19 protein-coding genes are annotated in these 20,456 nt (G+C 72.7%); 8 read left to right on the top strand and 11 right to left on the bottom strand.

Features of this window, described 5'->3' with window-relative positions; all coding sequences use genetic code 11:
- The first annotated feature begins 5 nt into the window (after window positions 1-5).
- The 3 genes from RMN98_RS05875 to bioD are packed head-to-tail and all read left to right on the top strand — an operon-like array spanning window position 6 to window position 3,129.
- Window positions 6-1,307, top strand: coding sequence for an adenosylmethionine--8-amino-7-oxononanoate transaminase (locus tag RMN98_RS05875; protein ID WP_309647874.1), 1,302 nt, complete (start codon window positions 6-8; stop codon window positions 1,305-1,307).
- Window positions 1,304-2,422, top strand: a complete 1,119-nt coding sequence (locus RMN98_RS05870; RefSeq protein WP_309647873.1) for an 8-amino-7-oxononanoate synthase — start codon at window positions 1,304-1,306, stop codon at window positions 2,420-2,422. Before RMN98_RS05875 ends, RMN98_RS05870 begins: the two co-directional genes overlap by 4 nt.
- A complete protein-coding gene (gene bioD / locus RMN98_RS05865) occupies window positions 2,419-3,129 on the top strand; it encodes a dethiobiotin synthase (RefSeq protein WP_309647872.1) in 711 nt (236 codons plus the stop codon). Before RMN98_RS05870 ends, bioD begins: the two co-directional genes overlap by 4 nt.
- Window positions 3,130-3,190: 61 nt before the next feature.
- Here bioD and RMN98_RS05860 read toward each other — a convergent pair whose 3' ends face one another.
- Window positions 3,191-4,306 carry a hypothetical protein gene (locus RMN98_RS05860; protein ID WP_309647871.1) on the bottom strand — a complete coding sequence of 372 codons (1,116 nt, stop codon included), beginning with the start codon at window positions 4,304-4,306 and terminating at the stop codon, window positions 3,191-3,193.
- Window positions 4,303-4,836: a SigE family RNA polymerase sigma factor gene (locus RMN98_RS05855; protein ID WP_309647870.1), complete on the bottom strand. Its 534-nt coding sequence runs from the start codon at window positions 4,834-4,836 to the stop codon at window positions 4,303-4,305. Before RMN98_RS05855 ends, RMN98_RS05860 begins: the two co-directional genes overlap by 4 nt.
- A 95-nt stretch (window positions 4,837-4,931) precedes the next feature.
- Here RMN98_RS05855 and RMN98_RS05850 point away from each other — a divergent pair, with 95 nt between their 5' ends.
- A complete protein-coding gene (locus RMN98_RS05850; protein ID WP_309647869.1) occupies window positions 4,932-5,249 on the top strand; it encodes a hypothetical protein in 318 nt (105 codons plus the stop codon).
- A 12-nt stretch (window positions 5,250-5,261) separates the two neighbouring features.
- On the opposite strand, the gene RMN98_RS05845 is transcribed toward RMN98_RS05850, so the two are convergent.
- Window positions 5,262-5,792, bottom strand: a complete 531-nt coding sequence (locus tag RMN98_RS05845; RefSeq protein ID WP_309647868.1) for a GNAT family N-acetyltransferase — start codon at window positions 5,790-5,792, stop codon at window positions 5,262-5,264.
- A gap of 29 nt (window positions 5,793-5,821) precedes the next feature.
- Complete coding sequence (locus RMN98_RS05840; protein ID WP_309647867.1) at window positions 5,822-7,213, bottom strand: amidase; 1,392 nt, start codon at window positions 7,211-7,213, stop codon at window positions 5,822-5,824.
- Window positions 7,214-7,289: 76 nt separating this feature from the next.
- On the opposite strand from RMN98_RS05840, the gene RMN98_RS05835 reads away from it, so the two are divergent.
- Window positions 7,290-9,035: a sulfate permease gene (locus RMN98_RS05835; protein WP_309647866.1), complete on the top strand. Its 1,746-nt coding sequence runs from the start codon at window positions 7,290-7,292 to the stop codon at window positions 9,033-9,035.
- A 13-nt stretch (window positions 9,036-9,048) separates the two neighbouring features.
- Here the strand turns inward: RMN98_RS05835 and RMN98_RS05830 are convergent, their stop codons facing one another.
- Window positions 9,049-9,594 carry an NAD(P)H-dependent oxidoreductase gene (locus RMN98_RS05830; RefSeq protein WP_309647865.1) on the bottom strand — a complete coding sequence of 182 codons (546 nt, stop codon included), beginning with the start codon at window positions 9,592-9,594 and terminating at the stop codon, window positions 9,049-9,051.
- Between the two features lie 74 nt (window positions 9,595-9,668).
- Here RMN98_RS05830 and RMN98_RS05825 point away from each other — a divergent pair, with 74 nt between their 5' ends.
- The gene (locus RMN98_RS05825) at window positions 9,669-10,295 is read left to right on the top strand and encodes a helix-turn-helix domain-containing protein (protein ID WP_309647864.1); all 627 of its coding nucleotides are present in this window, start codon (window positions 9,669-9,671) and stop codon (window positions 10,293-10,295) included.
- A 262-nt stretch (window positions 10,296-10,557) separates the two neighbouring features.
- Here RMN98_RS05825 and cimA read toward each other — a convergent pair whose 3' ends face one another.
- Window positions 10,558-12,153, bottom strand: a complete 1,596-nt coding sequence (cimA, locus tag RMN98_RS05820; protein WP_309647863.1) for a citramalate synthase — start codon at window positions 12,151-12,153, stop codon at window positions 10,558-10,560.
- A gap of 213 nt (window positions 12,154-12,366) precedes the next feature.
- Between cimA and RMN98_RS05815 the strand changes: the two genes are divergently transcribed.
- Window positions 12,367-14,661, top strand: a complete 2,295-nt coding sequence (locus tag RMN98_RS05815) for a GH92 family glycosyl hydrolase (protein ID WP_309647862.1) — start codon at window positions 12,367-12,369, stop codon at window positions 14,659-14,661.
- Here RMN98_RS05815 and RMN98_RS05810 read toward each other — a convergent pair.
- The 5 genes from RMN98_RS05810 to RMN98_RS05790 form a co-directional block, all read right to left on the bottom strand.
- Window positions 14,652-15,218, bottom strand: coding sequence for a TerD family protein (locus RMN98_RS05810; protein WP_309647861.1), 567 nt, complete (start codon window positions 15,216-15,218; stop codon window positions 14,652-14,654). The two genes, RMN98_RS05815 and RMN98_RS05810, sit on opposite strands and share 10 nt — an antisense overlap.
- A 45-nt stretch (window positions 15,219-15,263) precedes the next feature.
- Window positions 15,264-16,985 carry a serine/threonine-protein kinase gene (locus RMN98_RS05805; protein WP_309647860.1) on the bottom strand — a complete coding sequence of 574 codons (1,722 nt, stop codon included), beginning with the start codon at window positions 16,983-16,985 and terminating at the stop codon, window positions 15,264-15,266.
- Window positions 16,986-17,087: 102 nt separating this feature from the next.
- Window positions 17,088-18,161: a branched-chain amino acid aminotransferase gene (locus RMN98_RS05800; protein ID WP_309647859.1), complete on the bottom strand. Its 1,074-nt coding sequence runs from the start codon at window positions 18,159-18,161 to the stop codon at window positions 17,088-17,090.
- Between the two features lie 90 nt (window positions 18,162-18,251).
- Window positions 18,252-19,337, bottom strand: a complete 1,086-nt coding sequence (locus tag RMN98_RS05795; protein ID WP_309647858.1) for a 3-isopropylmalate dehydrogenase — start codon at window positions 19,335-19,337, stop codon at window positions 18,252-18,254.
- Between the two features lie 11 nt (window positions 19,338-19,348).
- Window positions 19,349-19,474, bottom strand: coding sequence for a hypothetical protein (locus tag RMN98_RS05790; RefSeq protein ID WP_309647857.1), 126 nt, complete (start codon window positions 19,472-19,474; stop codon window positions 19,349-19,351).
- Between the two features lie 382 nt (window positions 19,475-19,856).
- Between RMN98_RS05790 and RMN98_RS05785 the strand changes: the two genes are divergently transcribed.
- Window positions 19,857-20,423: a class I SAM-dependent methyltransferase gene (locus tag RMN98_RS05785; RefSeq protein ID WP_309647856.1), complete on the top strand. Its 567-nt coding sequence runs from the start codon at window positions 19,857-19,859 to the stop codon at window positions 20,421-20,423.
- Window positions 20,424-20,456 lie beyond the last annotated feature (33 nt).

The raw sequence follows: 20,456 nt of genomic DNA, 5'->3' as shown, positions 1-20,456 counted from the left end.
TGACCGTGCCCGTCCCGCCGCTCACCACCCCCGAGGACCTGCTCGCCTTCGACCGCGAGCACCTGTGGCACGCCTACACCTCGATGACCGCGCCGGCGCCGGTGCGGCTGGTGACCGGCGCCTCGGGCGTGCGGCTGACACTGGCCGACGGCAGCGTGCTGGTCGACGGGATGTCGTCGTGGTGGGCCGCGATCCACGGCTACAACCACCCGGTCCTCAACGCGGCGCTCGCGGAGCAGGCGCAGGACTTCGCGCACGTGATGTTCGGCGGGCTGACCCACGCACCGGCGATCCGGCTGGCGGAGAAGCTGGTCGCCCTGGCACCGGAGGGTCTGGAGAAGGTCTTCCTCGCCGACTCCGGCTCGGTGTCGGTCGAGGTCGCGCTCAAGATGACCCTGCAGCACCAGCGTGGGCTCGGTCGCCCCGAGCGCACGCGGATGCTGACCGTGCAGGGCGGCTACCACGGAGACACGTTCGGCTGCATGGGCGTGTGCGACCCGGTCGGCGGCATGCACTCGATGTTCTCCGCCGCCCTGCCCGAGCACGTCTTCGCGCCGCGGCCGCCCGATCGCTGCGCGGGCGAGGACGAGATCGCCGCGTGGACACAGGCCTTCACGTCCCTGGCCCGCGAGCACGCGTCGTCGCTGGCGGGGATCGTCGTCGAGCCGCTGCTCCAGGGCGCCGGCGGCATGCACGCCTATCCTGCCGCCTGCCTGCGCGTGATGCGCGAGGTCGCCGACGATCTCGGCCTCGTGCTGGTCTTCGACGAGATCGCGACCGGCTTCGGTCGCACGGGCACGATGTGGGCCGCGGACGCGGCCGGCGTCTCCCCGGACATCATGTGCGTCGGCAAGGCGCTCACCGGTGGTTACCTGACCCTCGCGGCCGTCCTGACGACCGCGGCGGTCGGGCGCGGCATCTCCGCCTCCGAGTCGGGCGTGCTGATGCACGGCCCGACCTACATGGGCAACCCGCTCGCGTGCGCCGTGGCCCTGGCGTCGCTGGACCTCCTGACGTCCCGCGACTGGGCCGCCGACGTCGCGCGGATCGAGGCCGGGCTGACCGAGGGCCTGGCCGGGGCACGCGACCTGCCGGGCGTGGATGACGTACGCACCCTGGGTGCCGTGGGCGTCGTGCAGCTGGACCACCCGGTCGACACGGCGAAGGCCGCCGACGCGGCGGCGGAGCTGGGCGTGTGGCTGCGGCCCTTCCGCGACCTGATCTACACGATGCCGCCCTACGTCACCGACGACGACGACCTCGCGCGCATCTGCGCCGCCGTCACCCGAGCGGCGGAGGTGTCGTGAGCACCTGGTCGGCATGGCTGGCGCACCAGGCGGCGGCGCGCGAGGAGTCCGGGCTGCGGCGGGTCCTGCGGCCGCGGCCGGCGACCGACGAGACGATCGACCTGGCCGGCAACGACTACCTCGGGCTGTCGCGCGACCCCGTGGTCACCGCTGCGGCCGCCGACGCGGCACTGATGTGGGGGGCCGGCGCCGGCGCCTCGCGGCTGGTGACCGGGACGCTGCGGCTGCACGAGAAGCTGGAGACCGAGCTGGCGTCCTACACCGGGCAGCCGGCGGCGCTGGTCATGTCGACCGGCTACCACGCCAACCTCGCCCTGGTCACCGCACTGGCCGACCGCGACACCCTGGTCGTCTCCGACGCCCACATCCACGCCTCCCTCGTCGACGCCGTGCGGCTCTCCCGCGCCGAGCTGGTCGTCGTGCCGCACAGCGACGTGGCCGCGGTGTCGGCCGCCCTCGCGGGGTCGGACAAGCGGGCGCTGGTGCTCGCCGAGTCGGTCTACTCGGTGCTCGGCGACGAGGCTCCGCTGGTCGAGCTCGCAGAGGCCTGCGCCGCGCACGGCGCGATGCTCGTCGTCGACGAGGCGCACGGGCTCGGGGTGCACGGCCCCGGGCTGGTGCACGAGCGTGGGTTGGCCGGGCTGGAGCAGGTGGTCGTCACGATGACGCTGTCCAAGTCGCTGGGCAGCCAGGGCGGCGCCGTGCTCGGCTCGCCCGCGCTGGTCGAGCACCTGGTCAACAACGCCCGCCCCTTCATCTTCGACACCGCGCTGGCACCTGCCCCGACCGCCGCGGCGCTGGCCGCGCTGGGCGTGCTGCGGGCGCGGCCCGAGCTGCCTGCCGTCGTACGACGCCGCGTGGTGGACCTCGCCGCCGCCCTCGGTGTCGAGCCGCCGGCCGGTGCCGTGCTGTCGGTGCCGATGCCCTCGCCGCAGGTCGCGGTCGCGGCCCAGGCCGCCGCGCTCGAGCACGGCCTGCGGGTCGGGTGCTTCCGCCCGCCCTCGGTGCCCGACGGGATCTCGAGGCTGCGCATCACGGTCAACGCCGGCGTCGGTGACGACGCGTGGGAGCGGGCGACCGAGATCCTGGTGGCGGTCGTCAAGGAGCACGCATGAAGGTCGTGGTGGTGACGGGCACGTCGACCGACGTCGGCAAGACGATCGTCACCGCGGCGCTCGCGGTCTTGGCGGGTGCGTCGGGGTCGGTCGTGGTCGTCAAGCCCGTGCAGACCGGCATCGGCGACGGCTCGGCGGGTGATGTCGACGTGGTGACCGCGCTGAGCGGCTGTGCCGTCGAGGAGTGGGTGCGCCTCGACGAGCCGCTCGCACCCGACACCGCCGCGCGACGGCAGGGGGTCGCGATCCCGTCGGTGGCAGAGCACGCGGAGCGGGTCGTGGAGCTCGCGCGCTGCGGTGCATGGGACACGGTGATCGTCGAGGGCGCCGGCGGGCTGCTCGTGCGGCTCGACGCCGACGGCGAGACGCTGCTCGACCTGGCATCGCTCCTCACCGAGGCGCTCCCGACGGACACGGTCGAGCTCGTCGTGGTGACATCGGCCGGCCTCGGCACCCTCAACCACACCGAGCTCACCGTCGGCGCCCTCCGCGCCCGGGGCCTCGAGCCGGCCGGGCTGGTCATCGGCTCCTGGCCCGCCGGCCCCGGCCTCGCCGAGACCTGCAACCTCGATGACCTGCCCCGCGTCACCGGCCTGCCGCTGCTCGGCGTGCTGCCGGCTGGCGCCGGCTCCGTGTCGCCGGCGGAGTTCGTGGGGCTGGCCGAGGGGTGCATGAGTCCCCGGATGTCCGGGGACCCTGGCGCTTGAGGGGTGTTGCAACACCCACCAAGCGACAGACTGCCCGCGGAGCACAGCGCCGACGACCGCCTCACCACCAGCGGTCGGGCAGCTGCGCATCGCCGGGCACGTCCTCGTCGACCGGCTCGCACAGGACCGTCGTCACGTCGCAGAGCACCAGTGCCTGCTGACCGTCGTCGGAGTCGGCGAGCGGCCCCGCCAGCACCACCTGGGTCGGGGACACCCACCCGCGGGGACTGACAGAGCTCAGCCGCACGCCGAGGTCGGGGAACTGGATGACGGCGTCCTGGCGCAGGTCGAGGAGCACCGCACTGGTGCCGCTCACCTGCACCCGGGTGGTGCCGTCGGGTGACCACAGCGACGACGAGCCGTTGGCGTCCTCGACGCGACCCACGACGGTGAAGCGCCCGTCGTCGCCGATCCCGCCATAGCGTCCTCCGGCCACGACCCCACCCGGCCAGGCCCGCTGGTAGAAACCCGGCAGGCCGGTGACCAGCACCGGCTCCGAGCCGGGTCGCCAGACGGTGAGGTTCTCGAGGACGTTGGTCGACCAGGTGACCCGACCCAGCAGGTCGATCCCGGTGAGCGACAGCTGGTCGCGGAAGTCGGGCTCCACCTCCACCTCGACACGGTCGATCTCCGCGTCGGCCACCAGGTCCCACAGCACGACCCGCTGGGCGGTGCGGCCCAGGGTGTTGACCCACGCGGCCAACGTCCCGTCGTCGGAGAGGATGACACCGACGGGGGTGGTGATCCCGGTCGGCAGCCCGACCAGCCGGTCACCTTCCACGACGGCCCACGGCCCCTCCCACTGACGGCCGACGAGGGTCGTGCCTCCTGCGAAGGCGATCTGCCAGTCGGGGTCGACCGCGATGCGGCGGTCCCCCAGGTGCAGCGTCCCGTCGAGGAGGTAGGGCAGCGCCCCCGGCTCCTCGACCACCTGCGACGGCGGGTCAGTGGCGGGATCCGGCCCCGGGGCGGTGCGGGCGTCCGGCTGGGCCAGCACGGCGACGCCGCCGATCACGACGGCGGCCGCGACGGCAGCGCCGGCCGAGGCCCACGCCGTACGACGGCGTCGACGCTCGCGCCGTCCCAACCGCTCGAGGCCGGAGACCTCGACGTGCGGGGTGCCGAGCCGGTCGGCGCGGGAGCCGAGCTCGGCGGCGAGGCGGTCCTCGATGCTCATGACGACTCTCCCATCCGGGTGCGCAGGGTGGCCAGGGCGGCCGACGCGGTGGACTTGACGGTGCCGCGGGCACAGCCGAGGGTCTCGGCGATCTCCGCCTCGCTCTGGCCCTCGTAGTAACGCAGGACCACGACGGCTCGTTGCCGCGGCGGCAGGGCTTCCACGTGCGGCCAGAGGCTCAGCCGGTCCGTGGGGTCCAGGTCCTCGGTCCCCCGCTCGGGCAGCGAGGTGACCAGCCGCTCCCGGGTGAAGCGCGCCGGGCGACGGCCGGACACGAAGGCGTTGACGAGCACCTGGCGGGCGTAGGCCTCCGGCGAGCGGGCCGCTGCGACCTTGCGCCACCCCACGTAGACCTTGACCAGCGCGGTCTGGAGGAGGTCCTCGGCGTCGGCCTGCTGCCCGGTGAGGAGGTAGGCGGTGCGGTAGAGCGCAGGCGAACGTGCCACCACGAACTCCTCGTAGGTGGTCTCCGCGGCACCCGCGCGCGACTCGTCACGCACGTCGGCGCCTCCCGTCTGTCGTGGACCCATGCCCTGGTGACGCTGCCCGGCGTCCCAGGGGTTCAGTCGTCGATCGACAAGGTCGCTGTGGCTCGCACGTTGCCACACCGTCCTACGCTGGACCCATGACCACCACCCTCGAGCCGCCCCTCGAGCCGGTGAGCGCCGACGAGGTCTACGTGCACCGACTCGAGCCGCGCCGTCGTGGCCCCGTGCGGCGGGTGCTGCTGGGGGCGCTCGACCTGTGGTGCGCCACCCAGGGCGGCCTGCTGGAGCTCACCCGCGCCGGGGACATCGTCGTACGACGACGCTCGGACGGGGTGGAGGAGCTGCGGGTCCCGCTCGTCCCCGGCGAGGACGCGGCGCTGGCGCTCGACCAGATCAGGGAGCAGCTGGAGACCCAGGCGCCTGACGAGTTTCGCTCGCGGTGGGGCATCGCCTGACGCCGCGAGCGCTCACCACACGTCGCCGTCGCGCCAGTCGCAGGTGATCGGGGCATCCAGGTCCAGCCCGGAGCCCGTCCGGTCCAGCACCAGGATCGTGCCGTCCTCCTCGGGCGTGGCCACGGTGCCCTCGGGCGTCATCACCGCGCTGGGCCCGCGCCAAGGCTGCCAGCCCCGGCCGGCATAGAGAACCTGCCCCGCCGCGGACGTCGACAGGGCGAGCAGGTCGTAGGCGGGCGCGAGGCCCTCGAGCGCGGTCATCACCGTCGATGCGTGTCCCACCCTGCGCCGGTTCGGCGCGGTGGCGACCGCCTCGACGTAGCCGCACCGCAGCGACCTCTCCTCCACCAGCAGCCGGCGCATCACCAGCGAGCCGTGGGCCAGCACATCGTCCCCGTCGACCACCAGCGCGTGCATCCCGCCGAGCCCGTGCGACCAGTCGTGGTCGGTGAAGTCGTCGAACGCCGCGTCCATCAGGGCCCGCACCGCCGCCAGCTCGTCGGCGGCGAGCTCGGCGGAGTGACACAGGATCAGCCGGCTCACCACTGGGTCACCATCGGGTCACCACTGGGTCACCATCGGGGAGGCCTCCGCGCCTGCCACGGCACCGCCGCCTCCACCTGCGCCGAGAGCGAGAGCAGCAGCTCCTCCTCGGCCGGGCGCGCGGCGAGCATCACGCCGACGGGTAGCCCGTCCGGGGTCCAGTGCAGCGGGAGCGAGACGGCCGGCATGCCGGTCACGTTCCACGCCGACGTCCAGGGCGTGAAGGCCTTCTGGGCCTCGAAGTCCGCGGCCGGGTCCGCGTCGTCGCGCAGGGCGCCCACCGGCAGCGGCGGTGCGGCGAGGGTCGGCGTCAGCACCGCGTCGTACGGCGCCAGCGCGACCAGCGCCTGCGCCGCGAAGCGCCGCATCGCCCCGATGGCCAGCCCGAAGTCGGGGCCGCTCACGGCCCGGCCGCGACCGGAGAGCCAGCGGGTGAGTGGCCGCAGCAGGTGCTCGCGCTCGGGCGGGACCACGGACAGCGCGGTCAGCACCGCCCAGCAGGTCTCGAAGACGGGCACCGATTCCGGCGGCAGCGGGACGGGCACGTCGACCACCTCGTGGCCCATCGCCTCCAGCGCTCGTGACGCCATCTCCCAGGCGGTCACGCACTCGGGGTCGACCACCACGTCGGCGATGACCGGCTCGACGAACCGGGCGATCCGCAACCGGCCGGGCTCGCGGTCGCAGGCCTCCAGGAAGGTCCCGGACGGCGACGGCGCCCAGGTCGGGTCGCCCGCGCGGCGACCTGCCAGCACGTCGAGCAGCGCGGCCGCGTCCCGGACCGTGCGGGCGATCGAGCCCGAGGTGGAGAGCCCGACCGGGTCGCCGTACGTCGGGAAGCCGGAGATGCGACCGCGGGTCGGCTTGAGCCCGACCAGGCCGCAGCACGAGGCCGGGATCCGGATCGACCCGCCGCCGTCCGAGCCCTGCGCGACCGGGACCAGCCCGGCGGCGACGGCCGCGGCCGCACCGCCCGACGAGCCGCCAGCCATGCGAGTGCGGTCCCACGGCGTGACGGCCGGTGGGAGGCCCTCGGGCTCCGTGTAGCAGGGCGAGCCGAGCTCGGGCGTGCTGGTCTTGCCGATGCTCACCATCCCGGCGGCCTCGATCGCGAGCGTCACCGCGTCGGAGACCTCGGGCACGAAGTCGGCGAAGGCCGGGGAGCCGAAGGAGGTCGGCACGCCGGCGGTGAGGTTGAGGTCCTTGATGGCGGTCGGTACGCCGTGCAGCGGGCCCGTGCCCGCCGGGAGCGACGCAGCCCGCTCGCGCGCCAGGTCGGGGATGAGCGTGACGAACGCACCGACGTCGTCGAGTCGGGCGGCTCGCTCGAGGTAGTGCTCGGTCAGCTCGCGAGACGTGATCTCCCCGGAGGCGACCAGCGCACCCTGCTCCAGGGCGGTCAGGTCGTGCAGCTCGGCCATGGGTCGAACCTAGCGACCGGGACCCACTCTGGGACGTTCCACCCCGCTGGCCCGCTCGTCACGCTTGACTGTGCCCGTGGCACACGAGCTCTCCCGCGACCGCGGGCAGCACGGCCGGCTCCTCCCGGGGCTGCACGACCTGCGCCACTACGACCGCGCCTGGCTGGGCGGCGACGTGCTCGGCGGCATCACCGTGGCGGCCTACCTGGTCCCCCAGGTGATGGCCTACGCCGCCGTGGCCGGACTCCCTCCGGTCACCGGGTTGTGGGCAGCGTTGGCGCCGCTGCTGGTCTATGCGCTGCTCGGCTCGTCGCGGCGGCTCTCGGTCGGGCCGGAGTCGACCACCGCCCTGATGAGTGCGGCCAGCGTGGGCGCGATCGCCGCTGGTGACCCCGCCACCTACGCCGGCGCCGCGGCCGCCCTGGCGGTGCTCGTCGGTGTCGTGTGCCTGGTCGGCCGGCTCGTGCGCCTGGGCTTCGTCGCCGACCTGCTGAGCAGGCCGGTGCTGATCGGCTACCTCGCCGGGGTCGCCGTCCTGATGGTCGTCGGCCAGCTCGACCGGCTGACCGGGATCGACGTCGAGGGCGGCGACCCGGTGAGCGAGGTGCGCTTCGTCCTCACCCACCTCGACGACGTCGCGCCTCCCACCCTGACGATGGCGCTGGTGGTCGCGGGCAGCCTGCTGGTCGCGCAACGTCTGCGTCCGCACTGGCCGCACCCGCTGATCGCGATGCTGCTGGCGGCAGGGGTCACCGCGCTCTTCTCGCTCGAGACCCATGGCATCTCGACCGTGGGCGCCATCCCGGCCGGGCTGCCGGTGCCGGGCCTCCCGTCGGTCGACCTCGACGTGCTGCTCCAGCTGGCCCTGCCCGCCGTCGGCATCGCCGTCGTGGGCTACACCGACAACGTCCTGACCGCACGCGCCTTCGCGGCGCGCCACCACGAGCACGTCGACGCCGACCAGGAGCTGCTCGCACTCGGTGCGGCCAACGTCGCGGTCGGACTGACCCAGGGCTTCCCGGTCAGCAGCAGCGGCAGCCGCACCGTCATCGGCGACTCGCTCGGGGTCAGGACCCAGCTTCACTCGCTGGTCGCCCTGGCCACGGTGCTGGTCGCGATGTTCGTCCTGCGACCCGTGCTGGAGGCCTTCCCCGACGCGGCCCTGGCCGGGGTGGTGACCTATGCCGCCATCCGGCTGGTCGACGGGGCGGAGATCCGGCGGATCGGGCGCTTCCGCCGCAGCGAGCTGGTGCTGGTGCTGGCCACCGTGGGCGGCGTGCTCCTGCTCGACATCCTGCCCGGCATCGCGCTGGCCGTGGGGCTCTCGATCCTCGACCTGCTGCGGCGCGTGGCGCGGGGCCACGACGGGATCCTGGGCTTCGTGCCGGGGCTCGCCGGGATGCACGACGTCGACGACCACCCGGACGCGACGACGGTGGCCGGGCTGGTGGTCTACCGCTACGACTCCCCGCTGTTCTTCGCCAACGCCGAGGACTTCCGGCACCGGGCGCTCGCTGCCGTCGAGGAGGCTGGGACCCTCGACCAGCCGGTCGAGTGGCTGCTGGTCAACATGGAGAGCAACGTCGAGGTCGACCTCACCGCGCTCGACTCGCTCGAGGACGTGCGGGGCGAGCTGGCCGCCCGCGGGGTCGTGCTCGCACTGGCCCGGGTCAAGCAGGACCTGCGGCTGGACCTCGACCGGGTCGGGCTGACCGAGGCGATCGGCGCCGATCACGTCTACCCGACGCTGCCGGTGGCCGTGGCGGCGTACGCACAGGAGTACGCCGCCCGGCACGGGTCACCACCCGTGGGCGCGCCCTAGGCTGACCGGCGCGTCAGGCAGCAGCAGGCTGGAAGGCCGCGAGCGACGCGACGACGGCCTGGAGGCGCTCGAGCACCTCGACGTCCTCGAGCACGTCGACCTCGAGGGCCGACTGGGAGTGGACGGCACCGTCGACGACGATCGCGCCGGCGATGCCCGCGGAGCGCGCGGTGTCGGCGTGCGCCCACTTGCCGCCGTACGGCGTGGGGGTGGCGCCGACGACGCCGAACGGCTTGGCGACCAGAGCACCGGCGCCGTAGGGGCGCGAGAGCCAGTCGATGGCGTTGTTGAGCACGGCCGGCATGGTGCCGTTGTACTCGGGCGTCACGGCGAGGACGGCGTCGGCGTTGCCGACGAGCTCGCGGAGGGTCGCGGCGGCTGCGGGGACGGCCTCGCCGTCGAGGTCCTCGTTGTAGAACGGGAGGGAGTCGAGCCCCTCCGCGATCTCGACGACGACACCCTCGGGCGCCTGGTCGCGCAGGGCCTCGGAGATGCGGCGGTTGAGGGAGTCGGCGCGGAGGCTGCCGACGAGGGCGACGATGCGGGTCTGAGTGGTCATAGGAGACTAAACGGACCGCAGTCCGGTTTCTATTCCCGGAGATCCGGACTTTCTCCGACCCCTACAGTTCGGCCATGAGCGAGCACCGGTCGCTGCCCCTCCTGGGCGGTCCCCCGCCCGAGCGGAGCGACGCCGCCCGCAACCGGGAGGCCCTGCTGCGCGCGGCCACCGACCTCGTCGACCACTGTGGGGTCGAGGCCGTCACGATGGACGCGGTCGCCGCGCGCGCCGGTGTCGGCAAGGGCACCGTCTACCGCCGCTTCGAGAGCCGCGAGGGGCTGATGGCCGCGCTGCTCAACCACTCCGAGACCGCGTGGCAGGCAGCCGTCCTCTCGGGTCCTGCGCCGCTCGGACCGGGAGCACCGGCGATGGAGCGGCTCCTCGCCTTCGGTCGCTCGCGCATCGAGACCAACCTCAAGCACGGCGACCTGATCAACGCGGCCGGTCACTCCGGGGCACGGGCCTATGCCGCGATGAGCTTCGCGGCCATGCACGTGCGCTACCTGCTCACCCAGCTCGGCGTCCGCGGCGACGTCCCGATCCTGGCGACGTCGCTGCTGGCGCCCCTGGAGATCGTCATCCTCCAGCAGCAGACCCACATCGAGCAGATCCCGGTCGACCGGATCGAGCGGGCCTGGGACGACCTCGTGCGGCGGGTCGTAGCCGCCGATGCCCAGCCAGGCGCGCCCGGTCGACCCTGACCTTCTCCACGCTAGGGAGAAGGGGCCACGTGGACCCCTCTCACAAGCGCCCGAAAGGCCCGCCCGGCGATCGAGATGAGCGCCCTCCTGGCCGTAAGTCAACCCGCCCACGAACGCACCCCACGGCGCCTCGATGACCGCGCGCCCCACCCGACCCTGACGACACCCTCTCCACGCTAGGGAGAAGGGGCCACGTGGACCCCTCTCACAAGCGCCCACGGGCCCGCCCCGGCAATCCGGACGAGCGCCGTCCTGGCCCGGCCTACTCCGCGTGGTGACGCCGCAGCCCGTAGGTAAGCCCGTCCACGAGCGCACCCCACGACGCCTCGATGACGTTGTGGCCCACGCCGACGGTGACCCACGACGACGCCCCGTCGCTGGTCTCGATGAGCACGCGGGTGATCGCGTCGGTGCCGTGACCCTGGTCGAGGATGCGCACCTTGTAGTCGATCAGCTCGAACTTCGCGACCTCCGGGAAGGCCTGCACGATCGCGGAGCGCAGCGCGGAGTCGAGGGCGTTGACCGGGCCGTTGCCCTCGCCGGTGACGACGTAGCGCACGTCGGCGGCCTTGAGCTTGACCGTCGCCTCGGAGACCGCCTCCTCCCCCGCCTGCGCGTGGGTGAGGGTCTCGGTGATCACGCGCCACGACTCGACCTCGAAGTAGGAGGGGCGCGCGCCCTCGACCTCCTCGACCAGCAGCAGCTCGAAGGAGGCGTCGGCCGCCCCGAAGGTGTAGCCGCGCTGCTCCATCTCCTTGACGCGACCGGTCACGCGGGCCACCAGGTCCCTGTCGTCGGAGAGGTCGAAGCCGAGCTCCTTGCCCTTGAGCTCGATCGACGCACGCCCGGCCATGTCGGAGATCAGCAGGCGCATGTCGTTGCCGACGCCGACCGGGTCCATGTGCTGGTAGAGGTTGGGGTCGATCTTGATCGCGCTGGCGTGCAGGCCGGCCTTGTGGGCGAAGGCCGACGTGCCGACGTAGGGCTGGCGCGAGGCCGGCGGGAAGTTGGTGACCTCGGCGACCGCGTGCGCGATGCGGGTCGAGTCACCGAGCAGGCCGGCCGGGAGGACCTGGCGGTCGAGCTTGAGCTGGAGGTTGGCGACGACCGTGACGAGGTCGGCGTTGCCGGTGCGCTCGCCGTAGCCGTTGATGCAGCCCTGCACGTGGGTCGCCCCCGCGTCGACGGCGGCCAGCGTGTTGGCCACGGCGCAGCCGGTGTCGTTGTGGCAGTGGATGCCGACGCGCACGCCGGTCGAGTCGATGACGTCGTGGACCACGTCGGAGACCCAGGGCGGCAGCATCCCGCCGTTGGTGTCGCAGAGCGCAATGACCTCGGCGCCGGCGCCGTACGCCGTGCGGAGGACCTCGAGGGCGTAGTCGCGGTTGGCGCGGTAGCCGTCGAAGAAGTGTTCGGCGTCGAGGAAGACCTGCTGGCCCTCGGCCTTGAGGTGGCTGACGGTGTCGCGGATCATCTCGAGGTTCTCCTCGAGGGTGGTGCGCAGCGCGAGCTCGACGTGGCGGTCGTGCGACTTGGCGACCAGGGTCACGACACCGGCGCCGCTGTCGCGCAGGGCGGCCACCTGCGGGTCGTCCGCGGCGCGCACGCCGGCCTTGCGGGTCGCGCCGAAGGCCGCGAGCTTCGCGTGGCGCAACTCGAGCTCCCGGGTCGCACGCCGGAAGAACTCGGTGTCCTTGGGGTTGGCGCCCGGCCACCCGCCCTCGATGTAGCCCACCCCGAGCCCGTCGAGCTGCCGCGCGATCGACAGCTTGTCGGCGACGGAGAGGTTGAGCCCCTCCTGCTGCGCGCCGTCGCGCAGGGTCGTGTCGTAGACGTGGAAGGCGCCGTGCAGGTCCATCGGGGATCTCTCGTTCTGGGGACGACTGGAAACATCGGGGCACAAAAAAACCTCTCGGAGTACGAGAGGTGGCGCATCGAGCGAGGCTCGATGCGCTAGCGAATGACGATGCTGCGGTGCTGCATGTCCCCATCGTGCCACGGCGACCGGCAGGTGGACAGCGGTCTCGCGATCCGGGCGGCAGTTGGGCCCGTGTCGGCGTACGGTCGGTGGGTGACGGTCCGGAGACGCTGGCGCTGGGCGAGGTACGTCGTGGGGCCGGCGCTGGCGGCGACCCTTGCCGGCGGCATACCAGCGACCGCTGCCGCTCCGACGACCGTCGACCCGGCCGCCTCACAGCGCGACGTCGACGTCTTCGTCGGCACGGGCGGTGACGCACCGTGGCACAGCGGCAACACGACCCCCGCGGCCGCCCGCCCGTTCGGCCTCCTCCAGCTCGGCCCCGACACGACGTCCTCTCGCGACGGCCACCCCTCGACGACCGCCTCGGGCTACGGGTGGGGAGACGACCGGGTCAGAGGCTTCTCGGCCACCCACCTCTCGGGGGCCGGGTGCCCGGTCCTGGGCGACGTGCCGTTCCTTCCGGTTGCAGGTCGGCTCCCCGCCGACCCGGCCAGCGCCACCGCCGGGCTCGACCATGCCGACGAGACGGCCGCCCCCGGTTCCTACCGCGCGAGGCTGGGCAACGGGATCCGGGTCTCGTTGGCAGCTGACGTTCGCTCCGGGCTCGCCGTCCTCGACTTCCCACGCGGCCGAACGGCGAGGCTTCTGGTCAAGGGGAGCGACAGCCTGACCGGGGCGCGCGACACCCGGATCACGTTCCCGAGTCGTCGCGAGATCTCGGTGTCCACCACCAGTGGCCGCTTCTGCGGGTCACCGGGGACGTATCGCGTGCACGTCGTGCTCCGGCTCGACCGTCCGATGGTCGCGCACGGCACCTGGGGCGGCGCCCGCCCCGGCGCCTGGGTGACCCTGGATCGTGCAGGTGGCACCAGCAAGGTGCAGGTCGGCGTCTCGTTCGTCGATCAGACTGGCGCCCGGGGCAACCTTGCGTCAGAGCGTCCCGGTTGGTCGTTCACCGCGCTTCGGGCACGGGCCGCGGCTGCCTGGGCCCGTGAGCTGGACAGGGTGAGCGTGAGCGGCGGAACAGCCGTGGAGCGGACACTTCTCGACACCGCGCTCTATCACGCGCTGCTGCACCCGAGCCTGGTCAGCGATGCCGATGGCCGCTATCCCGGCTTCGACGGCGAGGTCCACCGGCTGCCGACGAACGAGCGGCACTACAGCGCTCTCGCCGGGTGGGACGCCTACCGCACACACCTGCCGCTGCTCGCCTGGCTGCGCCCCGACATCGCCTCGGCGGTCGTCCGTTCGCTGGCTCGCATGGCCGCTCAGGGCGGTTGGCTGCCCCGATGGCCGCTCGTGGCGTCCTACACGGGGGTCATGAACGGCGACTCGGCTGCGCCTGTGATCGCGGCGGCCCATGCGTTCGGAGCACGAGACTTCGCACTCGGGCCACTGGTGACGCGCCTGGCTCGGCAGGGCGAGCAGACCGACGGCCTGCCGGGGCAGGGCTGGTTCAGGCCGAGACCCGGGCTCGCGGACTACCTCCGTCTGGGCTACGTCCCCAACACCACGGCGGAGCGTGGCTGGCCGCAACCCCATGGGGCGTCGACCACGCTGGAGTACGCGGTGGACGACTTCGCCGTCGCTCGCCTCGCGAGCGCGGCAGGACGTGACGACCTGGCGGCTCGCTTCGGTGAGCGCAGCCGGTCCTGGCGCAACCTCCTCGACGAGGGTCGCGCGTTGCTCCTGCCGCGCGACGGCGCCGGCGCGTTCCCGGGGCCCGACCTCGATCCCGGCGGCTGTTGTGACGGCTTCCAGGAGGGCAACCCGACGCAGTACACCTTCGGCGGCGTGCCGCAGGACGTGGCTGGACTCCTCGCCTCGCTCGGCACCCCTGCCGCGGTGCTGCAGCGTCTCGACGAGTTCCACGCATCGCTGTCGGCGGGGGCCGGTAGCCCCCACGCCTGGTTGGGCAACCAGCCCTCGTTCCTCACGCCCTGGACGTACCTGTGGCTCGGGCGGCCCACACGGACGGCAGAGGTCGTCGCCCGAGCACGACACGACCTCTGGTCGGTCGCACCCGGAGGTCTGCCCGGCAACGACGACCTCGGCTCCCTCTCGGCGTGGTACGTCTGGGCGTCGCTCGGTCTCTATCCCCTCACACCCGGCACCTCGGACGTCGGCCTCACCACACCGGCGTTCGACCGGGTGGAGGTGCACCCCTCCATCGGGGCCGCCACGGTGATCGAGCGCGTCGGGTCGGGGAGACACGTGGCCACGGTCCTCATCGACGGTGCGGAGCGGTCTGCGTCGTGGCTCCCGTTCGGCCCGGGGGCCCGACCAGCACTCCTCAGGGTGGTCACGACCGACGACCCCGCCCCGGAGTGGGGCACGGCTCCGGGCGACCGGCCGCCGTCGTACGACGGGCTCGTTCAGAGGTAGGGCGTCAGCGCCGCGAGCGAGTCGGTCGGCTTCCGGACCGCGATCCCGTCGCCGATCGCGCGGAGCACCCAGTGCTCGCCCGAGCGGACCAGCGTGGCCATGACCAGCCCGGTCTCGTCGACGCCGGCGGTGATCCGGAAGCGGGCGACCTCGACGTCGTCGGTGTCGAGAAGCCGCACGTAGGCGCGGTCGACCCAGGTCAGGCTGTGACCCTGGTAGCTGCTGACCAGCAGGACGATCGTGTCGACCTTCGAGTAGACCTTCGCCAGGTCGACGGTCACGGTCTCATCGTCACCCTCACCGCTGCCGGTCTTGTTGTCCCCGAGGTGGACCGTCGAGCCGTCGCGGGTGCGCAGGTTGTTGTAGAACGCCAGGTCGAAGAGCTGCTGCCCCATGAACTGCAGGGCCGAGGCGTCCAGGTCGACGTCGGGGGCGCCGGTGCCCATCATCCCCGCCGTCGGCACCTTGTCCCAGCCCAGGCCCAGCCGCAGGAGGGTGCGCGGGCGCCCGTCCTCGGTGGTCAGCGCCAGCTCCTGGCCCTTGCTCAGCTCGATCACGTGAGGTCCTCCCGCTCGATGGTGCTCCCGACGGTACAGAGGCGCTCAGCGCCCGGTGATGCCCGTGGTCGGCGGAGTGAAGCCCGCGAAGGGACGCTGGTCGTCCGGCGTCCAGCTGACGCCGCTGCCCGAGACCCGAAGCGCGAGCAGCGCACCGAGCGCGAGGACGGCCACGACCGCGACGAGCCACGGACCGACGTTGCGCGAGATCGGCACCACGACCCGCGAGACCGGGCCGCGCACGCGGGTGCCGCCGGGGCCCCACCACAGCGAGACCGCGAAGACCAGCCCGCTGACGAACAGCGTGGTCGGCACGCTGGCGGCCACCGCGTAGCAGACCAGGGCGCCGGCGACACCGAGCCCGGCGCTCCAGAGCAGCAGCATCAGGGTGCCGGGGATGGAGCGGACGAGGTCCCACGGGGCGCCGAGCAGGAACTGGGCGCCGTCGTACCACTTGCGGCCGCGGCGCAGCCGACGTCCACCGGCCGCACTGGCGGCCAACGAGCCGCTGCGCAGCAGCCAGACGGCCACGAAGATCACCGCGCAGGCGACCCACGGCGCGGCGGTGAGCGCGGCGCCGAGAGCCCCCGCTGCGCCGAGCAGCAGCGTGCCGCGACGCAGTCGTTCGACCAACGGCGTCGGCTGCGGTGCCGCGACCCGCTCGTCCCAGTCCTGCTCCCACTGCCCGACCGGCCCCACCGGGGACGGCGCGGGTGACGGGTGGACCAGAGCGACCGGAGTGACCGGTGGAGCTACGGGCGGCGCGGCCCGCGCGACCTCGGTGTAGGGCCGGGTCGGCGGGTCCTCGGGCAGCCGCTGGGTCGGCGGCTCTGCGAACCGGTCGGTCAGGGCATCGGCGGCGTGCGACCCCGCCAGGGCGAGCGGGATCGTGAAGATGTCCTCGGGGCCGGTGGGCACCGGCGGCACGACGGGGTGCGGCTGGGTGGTCTGTGGGCGCAGCCACGCCAGGATCGACGCGAGGTCGGGGCGCTGGGACGGCTCGGGGTCCAGCGCCGCCTCGATGAGCTGGCGCAGGTCGTGGGGCAGGCCCGAGAGGTCGTGCTCGCCACGACGCACGCGGTCCATCACGGCCATGCTCGGGCCGCGGCCGAAGGGCGGGCTCCCGGTGCCGGCGTAGGCGACGGTGGCCGCCCAGGAGTGGATGTCGGAGGCCGTGGTCGCGTCGTCGCCGTAGAGGATCTCGGGCGCGAGGTAGCCCGGCGTGCCGAGCAGCCAGCCGGTGTGGGTGAGCTTGGGGTCGTCGGCGACCCGGGCCAGGCCGAAGTCGATGAGGATCGGGGTGCGACCCTCCATCAGCACGTTGGAGGGCTTGACGTCGCGGTGCAGCACGCCGACCTCGTGGACCGACGCCAGCCCCTCGGCCAGGCAACCGGCGAACCACGTCAGGTTGCGCCCCTCGATCGGGCCCTCCTCGATGACGTGGTCGTGCAGCGAGAGCCCGGGCACGTAGCGCGTCGCCACGTAGGGCACCTCCGCCCACGGGTCCGCGTCGACGATCTCGGCGACCCACCGCGAGCGGATCCGTTGCAGCGAGCTGATCTCCCGGGCGAAGCGGGCGCGCCCCTCGTCGTCGCCGACGATGTGGGGACGTAGCACCTTGAGCGCCACCCGGTCGCCACCCTCGCGGCGGGCCAGGTGGACCACGCCCATCCCGCCCTCGCCGATCTTGGAGAGCAGCGTGTAGTCGCCCACCGTGCGCGGGCGTGAGGGAGCAGCACGCATCGCGTCTCCGGGCTGGGTCGTCACGCCACGAGATTACCTGCGCGGACGTCGCCCGCTCCGGCAGCCGGCCGGCCGTGTCGAGCAGGCGCGGACACGTGGCTCACCCGGACCAGCCAGCGGTGAGGCTCAGCAGATGCGGTGCATCCAGCCGAAGGTGTCCTCGGCCCTGCCGTACTGCACGTCGACCAGCGCCTGACGCACCTGCATGGTCAGGTCGGTCGACGCAGGAGCGGGTGCCTCGCCGCCGTCCCACTTCAGCGAGCCGACGGGCGTGATGACCGCCGCGGTGCCGCAGGCGAAGATCTCGGTGATCCGGCCGCTGGTCACTCCCTCGCGCCACTCGTCGATGGAGATCTTGCGCTCGACCACCTGGTGGCCGAGCTTGCCGGCCAGCTCGATGACGCTGGCGCGGGTGATGCCCTCCAGGATGGTGCCGGTCTGCGGGGTGACGATGGTGCCGTCGTCGAAGACGAAGTACATGTTCATCCCGCCGAGCTCCTCGACGTAGGTCCCCTCCTGGCCGTCGAGGAAGACGACCTGGTCGCAGCCCTGAGCGGTGGCCTGCTGCTGCGCGACCAGCGAGCTGGCGTAGTTGCCGCCGGTCTTGGCCGCGCCCATGCCGCCGCGACCGGCGCGCGTGTAGTCCTCGGTGAGCCACAGCGAGACCGGCTTGATGCCGCCCTTGAAGTAGGACCCGGCAGGGCTGGCGATCACCAGGAAGGTGACGTGCTGCGAGGGACGGACCCCGAGGAACTTCTCGCTCGCGATCATGAAGGGCCGCACGTAGAGGCTCTTCTCCCCCGCCGCGTCCGGCACCCAGCGCCGGTCGACCTCGACGAGCGCGTCGACGGCCTGCACGAACTCCTCGACGGGCAGCTCGGGCAGGGCGAGGCGCTGGCTCGAGCGCACCATGCGCGCGGCGTTCTCCTCGGGGCGGAAGGACCACACCGAGCCGTCCTCGTGCTGGTAGGCCTTCATCCCCTCGAAGGTCTCCTGCGCGTAGTGCAGGACGGCCGTCGCGGGGTCGAGGCTCAGCGGCCCGTAGGGCTCGATGCGGGCGTCGGCCCACCCGGTCTCCGGCGTCCACTCGACCAGGAACATGTGGTCGGTGAAGTGCAGGCCGAAACCGGGGTTGGCGAGGATCTCCGACAGCCGGTCGTCGCTGGTCAGGTCGCTGGAGAGGGTCGTGCTGATCTGCATGGGAGGCAACGTTAGTCGACCTTTCCGGAAATGGCGGACGCCGAGCACGCGGTGCGTGCCCGGCGTCCGACGAAGGGGTGGGGGCAGGCGTCAGCCGCCTACGCGGGCCGCGATCGCGTCGCCCACCTCGGACGTACGACGAGTGGTCCCGGCCTCGCGCTCGGCGAGGTCGGCGATGACCGCCGCCTCGACGACCGCGGCGGCACCCACGTGACCGAGGTGGTCGAGCAGCAGGCTGACCGACAGGATGGCTGCGGTGGGGTCGGCCTTCTGCTGACCGGCGATGTCGGGCGCCGAGCCGTGGACGGGCTCGAACATGCTCGGCGAGGTGCGGTCGGGGTTGACGTTGCCCGAGGCGGCCAACCCGATGCCACCGGTGATGGCGGCGGCGAGGTCGGTGATGATGTCGCCGAAGAGGTTGTCGGTGACGATCACGTCGAAACGGGACGGGTCGGTCGTCATGAAGATCATGGCCGCGTCGATGTGCATGTAGTCGACCGTGACCTCGGGGAACTCTCGGGCGACCTCCTGGGTCAGGCGCCACCACACGGCCCCGGCGTTGACGAGCACGTTGGTCTTGTGGACCAGCGTCAGCTTCCGGCGCGGTCGGCGCTGCGCCCGGGCGAAGGCGTCACGCACGACGCGCTCGACACCGAAAGCGGTGTTGACCGAGACCTCGGTGGCGATCTCGTGCGGCGTGCCGACGCGCAGGGCGCCACCGTTGCCCGTGTAGGGGCCCTCGGTGCCCTCGCGGACGACCACGAAGTCGATCTCCCCGGGGTTGGCCAGGGGCGACACAACGCCCGGGAAGATGCGCGACGGTCGCAGGTTGACGTAGTGGTCGAGCTCGAAGCGCAGGCGCAGCAGCAGCCCGCGCTCGAGGATGCCCGGCGGCAGGTTGGGGTCGTTGGGCTTGCCACCGACCGCCCCCAGCAGGATCGCGTCGTGCTCGCGGATCTCGGCGAGCACGGAGTCGGGCAGCACCTCACCGGTCGCGAGGTAGCGCTCGGCACCGAGGTCATAGCGGGTCGGCTCGAACTTCACGTCAGCCGGAGCCGCCACCTCGAGGACCTTGAGGGCCTCGGCGGTGACCTCCTGACCGATCCCGTCGCCCGGGATGACGGCGAGCTTGAGGGTGCCCTCCGAGAGGGGCGCGTGAGAGTCAGAGGTGGTCATGGACGGAGACGTTAGTTGTCGTCGGGGCGCTGGCCGCCGTTGTCTCGCAGGTCAAGCGACGCCTGGACGGCCTCGTGGCTGCGCGGGTTCTCGGGGTCGTGGCTGGCCGGGCCCCACTCGGGGTACATGTCGTACATGGCGGATCTCCTGGGGATCTCGTGATCGGAAGACGTGAAGGGAAGGTCGTCTTCGCCCCGCCGCAGGTGGGTGCGGGCTCACGGATCGCGTGAGAGGAGCAGACCGAAGCAGGATGCGGATCGCGCGGTGGCTGATCGGGATCCTGCGGCGGAGCGAGAGACTGAGCCCGAAACCGGGCAAGAGACCGAACGACGCCGCTCACCGCGACGAGGTGGCCTCTTGTGAGCAGTGGTTACTGCTGGGCCTCGCCGCGGCGTTCGATGAGTACGAATACGCTCCGCATGATGGCGTCAGCCTAGGGGCACCCGACACACCCCGGCCATGGGTTTCACGATGTGTCCGCATGTCGAGACGCGCGTCCCATGATGAAAGACTCGATCCATGAGCGCCCCGCCTGACCTCCCCGACGTGGTGCACCGCGCCTTCGCTGTCTCCCGCAAGGCCGGATACGTCTCCTTCTGCCGCAACGAGACCGGCCGTCTGCTGGCCACGCTGGCCGCCACCCGCGAAGGCACGATGGCCGAGTTCGGCACCGGCTGCGGGGTCGGCACTGCATGGCTGCGCTCGGGCGTGCGCGGGGAGGCCAAGATCATCAGCGCCGAGCTCAACGCCAAGCTGGCCACGGCGGCCGCCGAGATCTTCGTCGACGACCCCCAGGTCGAGGTGCTCGCAGCCGACTGGTCCACGCTCCTCGACAAGGGCCCGTTCTCGTTGCTCTTCCTCGACTCGGGTCAGCCCGGGGAGGTGGGGGTCGACGCCGTCGCCGACCTGGTCGAGCCGGGCGGCATCGTCGTGCTCGACGACTTCACCCCGTGCGAGGTGTGGCCCCCGATCACCAGCGGCCGCGTCGACACCCTGCGCGAGCAGTGGCTCACCGACGACCGCTTCACCACCGTCGAGGTCATGGTCGCCTCCGACGCCTCCACCCTCATCGCCACCCGCCGCTGACGCAGTCCGCGGCGTGGTGCAACATCGCGCCGA

This window comes from Nocardioides sp. (assembly GCF_031397825.1).
In the GTDB taxonomy this organism is placed as follows: Bacteria; Actinomycetota; Actinomycetes; order Propionibacteriales; family Nocardioidaceae; genus Nocardioides.
This window is presented reverse-complemented; position numbering and strand designations above follow the sequence as displayed.

What these genes read in the sequence shown, in the direction of transcription:
- RMN98_RS05840 (WP_309647867.1), bottom strand. Translation starts at nt 7,213, where the DNA reads ATGGCCGAGCTGCACGACCTGACCGCCCTGGAGCAGGGTGCGCTGGTC.
- RMN98_RS05860 (WP_309647871.1), bottom strand. Translation starts at nt 4,306, where the DNA reads ATGAGCATCGAGGACCGCCTCGCCGCCGAGCTCGGCTCCCGCGCCGAC.
- bioD (WP_309647872.1), top strand. Translation starts at nt 2,419, where the DNA reads ATGAAGGTCGTGGTGGTGACGGGCACGTCGACCGACGTCGGCAAGACG.
- RMN98_RS05830 (WP_309647865.1), bottom strand. Translation starts at nt 9,594, where the DNA reads ATGACCACTCAGACCCGCATCGTCGCCCTCGTCGGCAGCCTCCGCGCC.
- RMN98_RS05850 (WP_309647869.1), top strand. Translation starts at nt 4,932, where the DNA reads ATGACCACCACCCTCGAGCCGCCCCTCGAGCCGGTGAGCGCCGACGAG.
- RMN98_RS05800 (WP_309647859.1), bottom strand. Translation starts at nt 18,161, where the DNA reads ATGCAGATCAGCACGACCCTCTCCAGCGACCTGACCAGCGACGACCGG.
- RMN98_RS05855 (WP_309647870.1), bottom strand. Translation starts at nt 4,836, where the DNA reads ATGGGTCCACGACAGACGGGAGGCGCCGACGTGCGTGACGAGTCGCGC.
- cimA (WP_309647863.1), bottom strand. Translation starts at nt 12,153, where the DNA reads ATGGACCTGCACGGCGCCTTCCACGTCTACGACACGACCCTGCGCGAC.
- RMN98_RS05785 (WP_309647856.1), top strand. Translation starts at nt 19,857, where the DNA reads ATGAGCGCCCCGCCTGACCTCCCCGACGTGGTGCACCGCGCCTTCGCT.
- RMN98_RS05825 (WP_309647864.1), top strand. Translation starts at nt 9,669, where the DNA reads ATGAGCGAGCACCGGTCGCTGCCCCTCCTGGGCGGTCCCCCGCCCGAG.
- RMN98_RS05795 (WP_309647858.1), bottom strand. Translation starts at nt 19,337, where the DNA reads ATGACCACCTCTGACTCTCACGCGCCCCTCTCGGAGGGCACCCTCAAG.
- RMN98_RS05790 (WP_309647857.1), bottom strand. Translation starts at nt 19,474, where the DNA reads ATGTACGACATGTACCCCGAGTGGGGCCCGGCCAGCCACGACCCCGAG.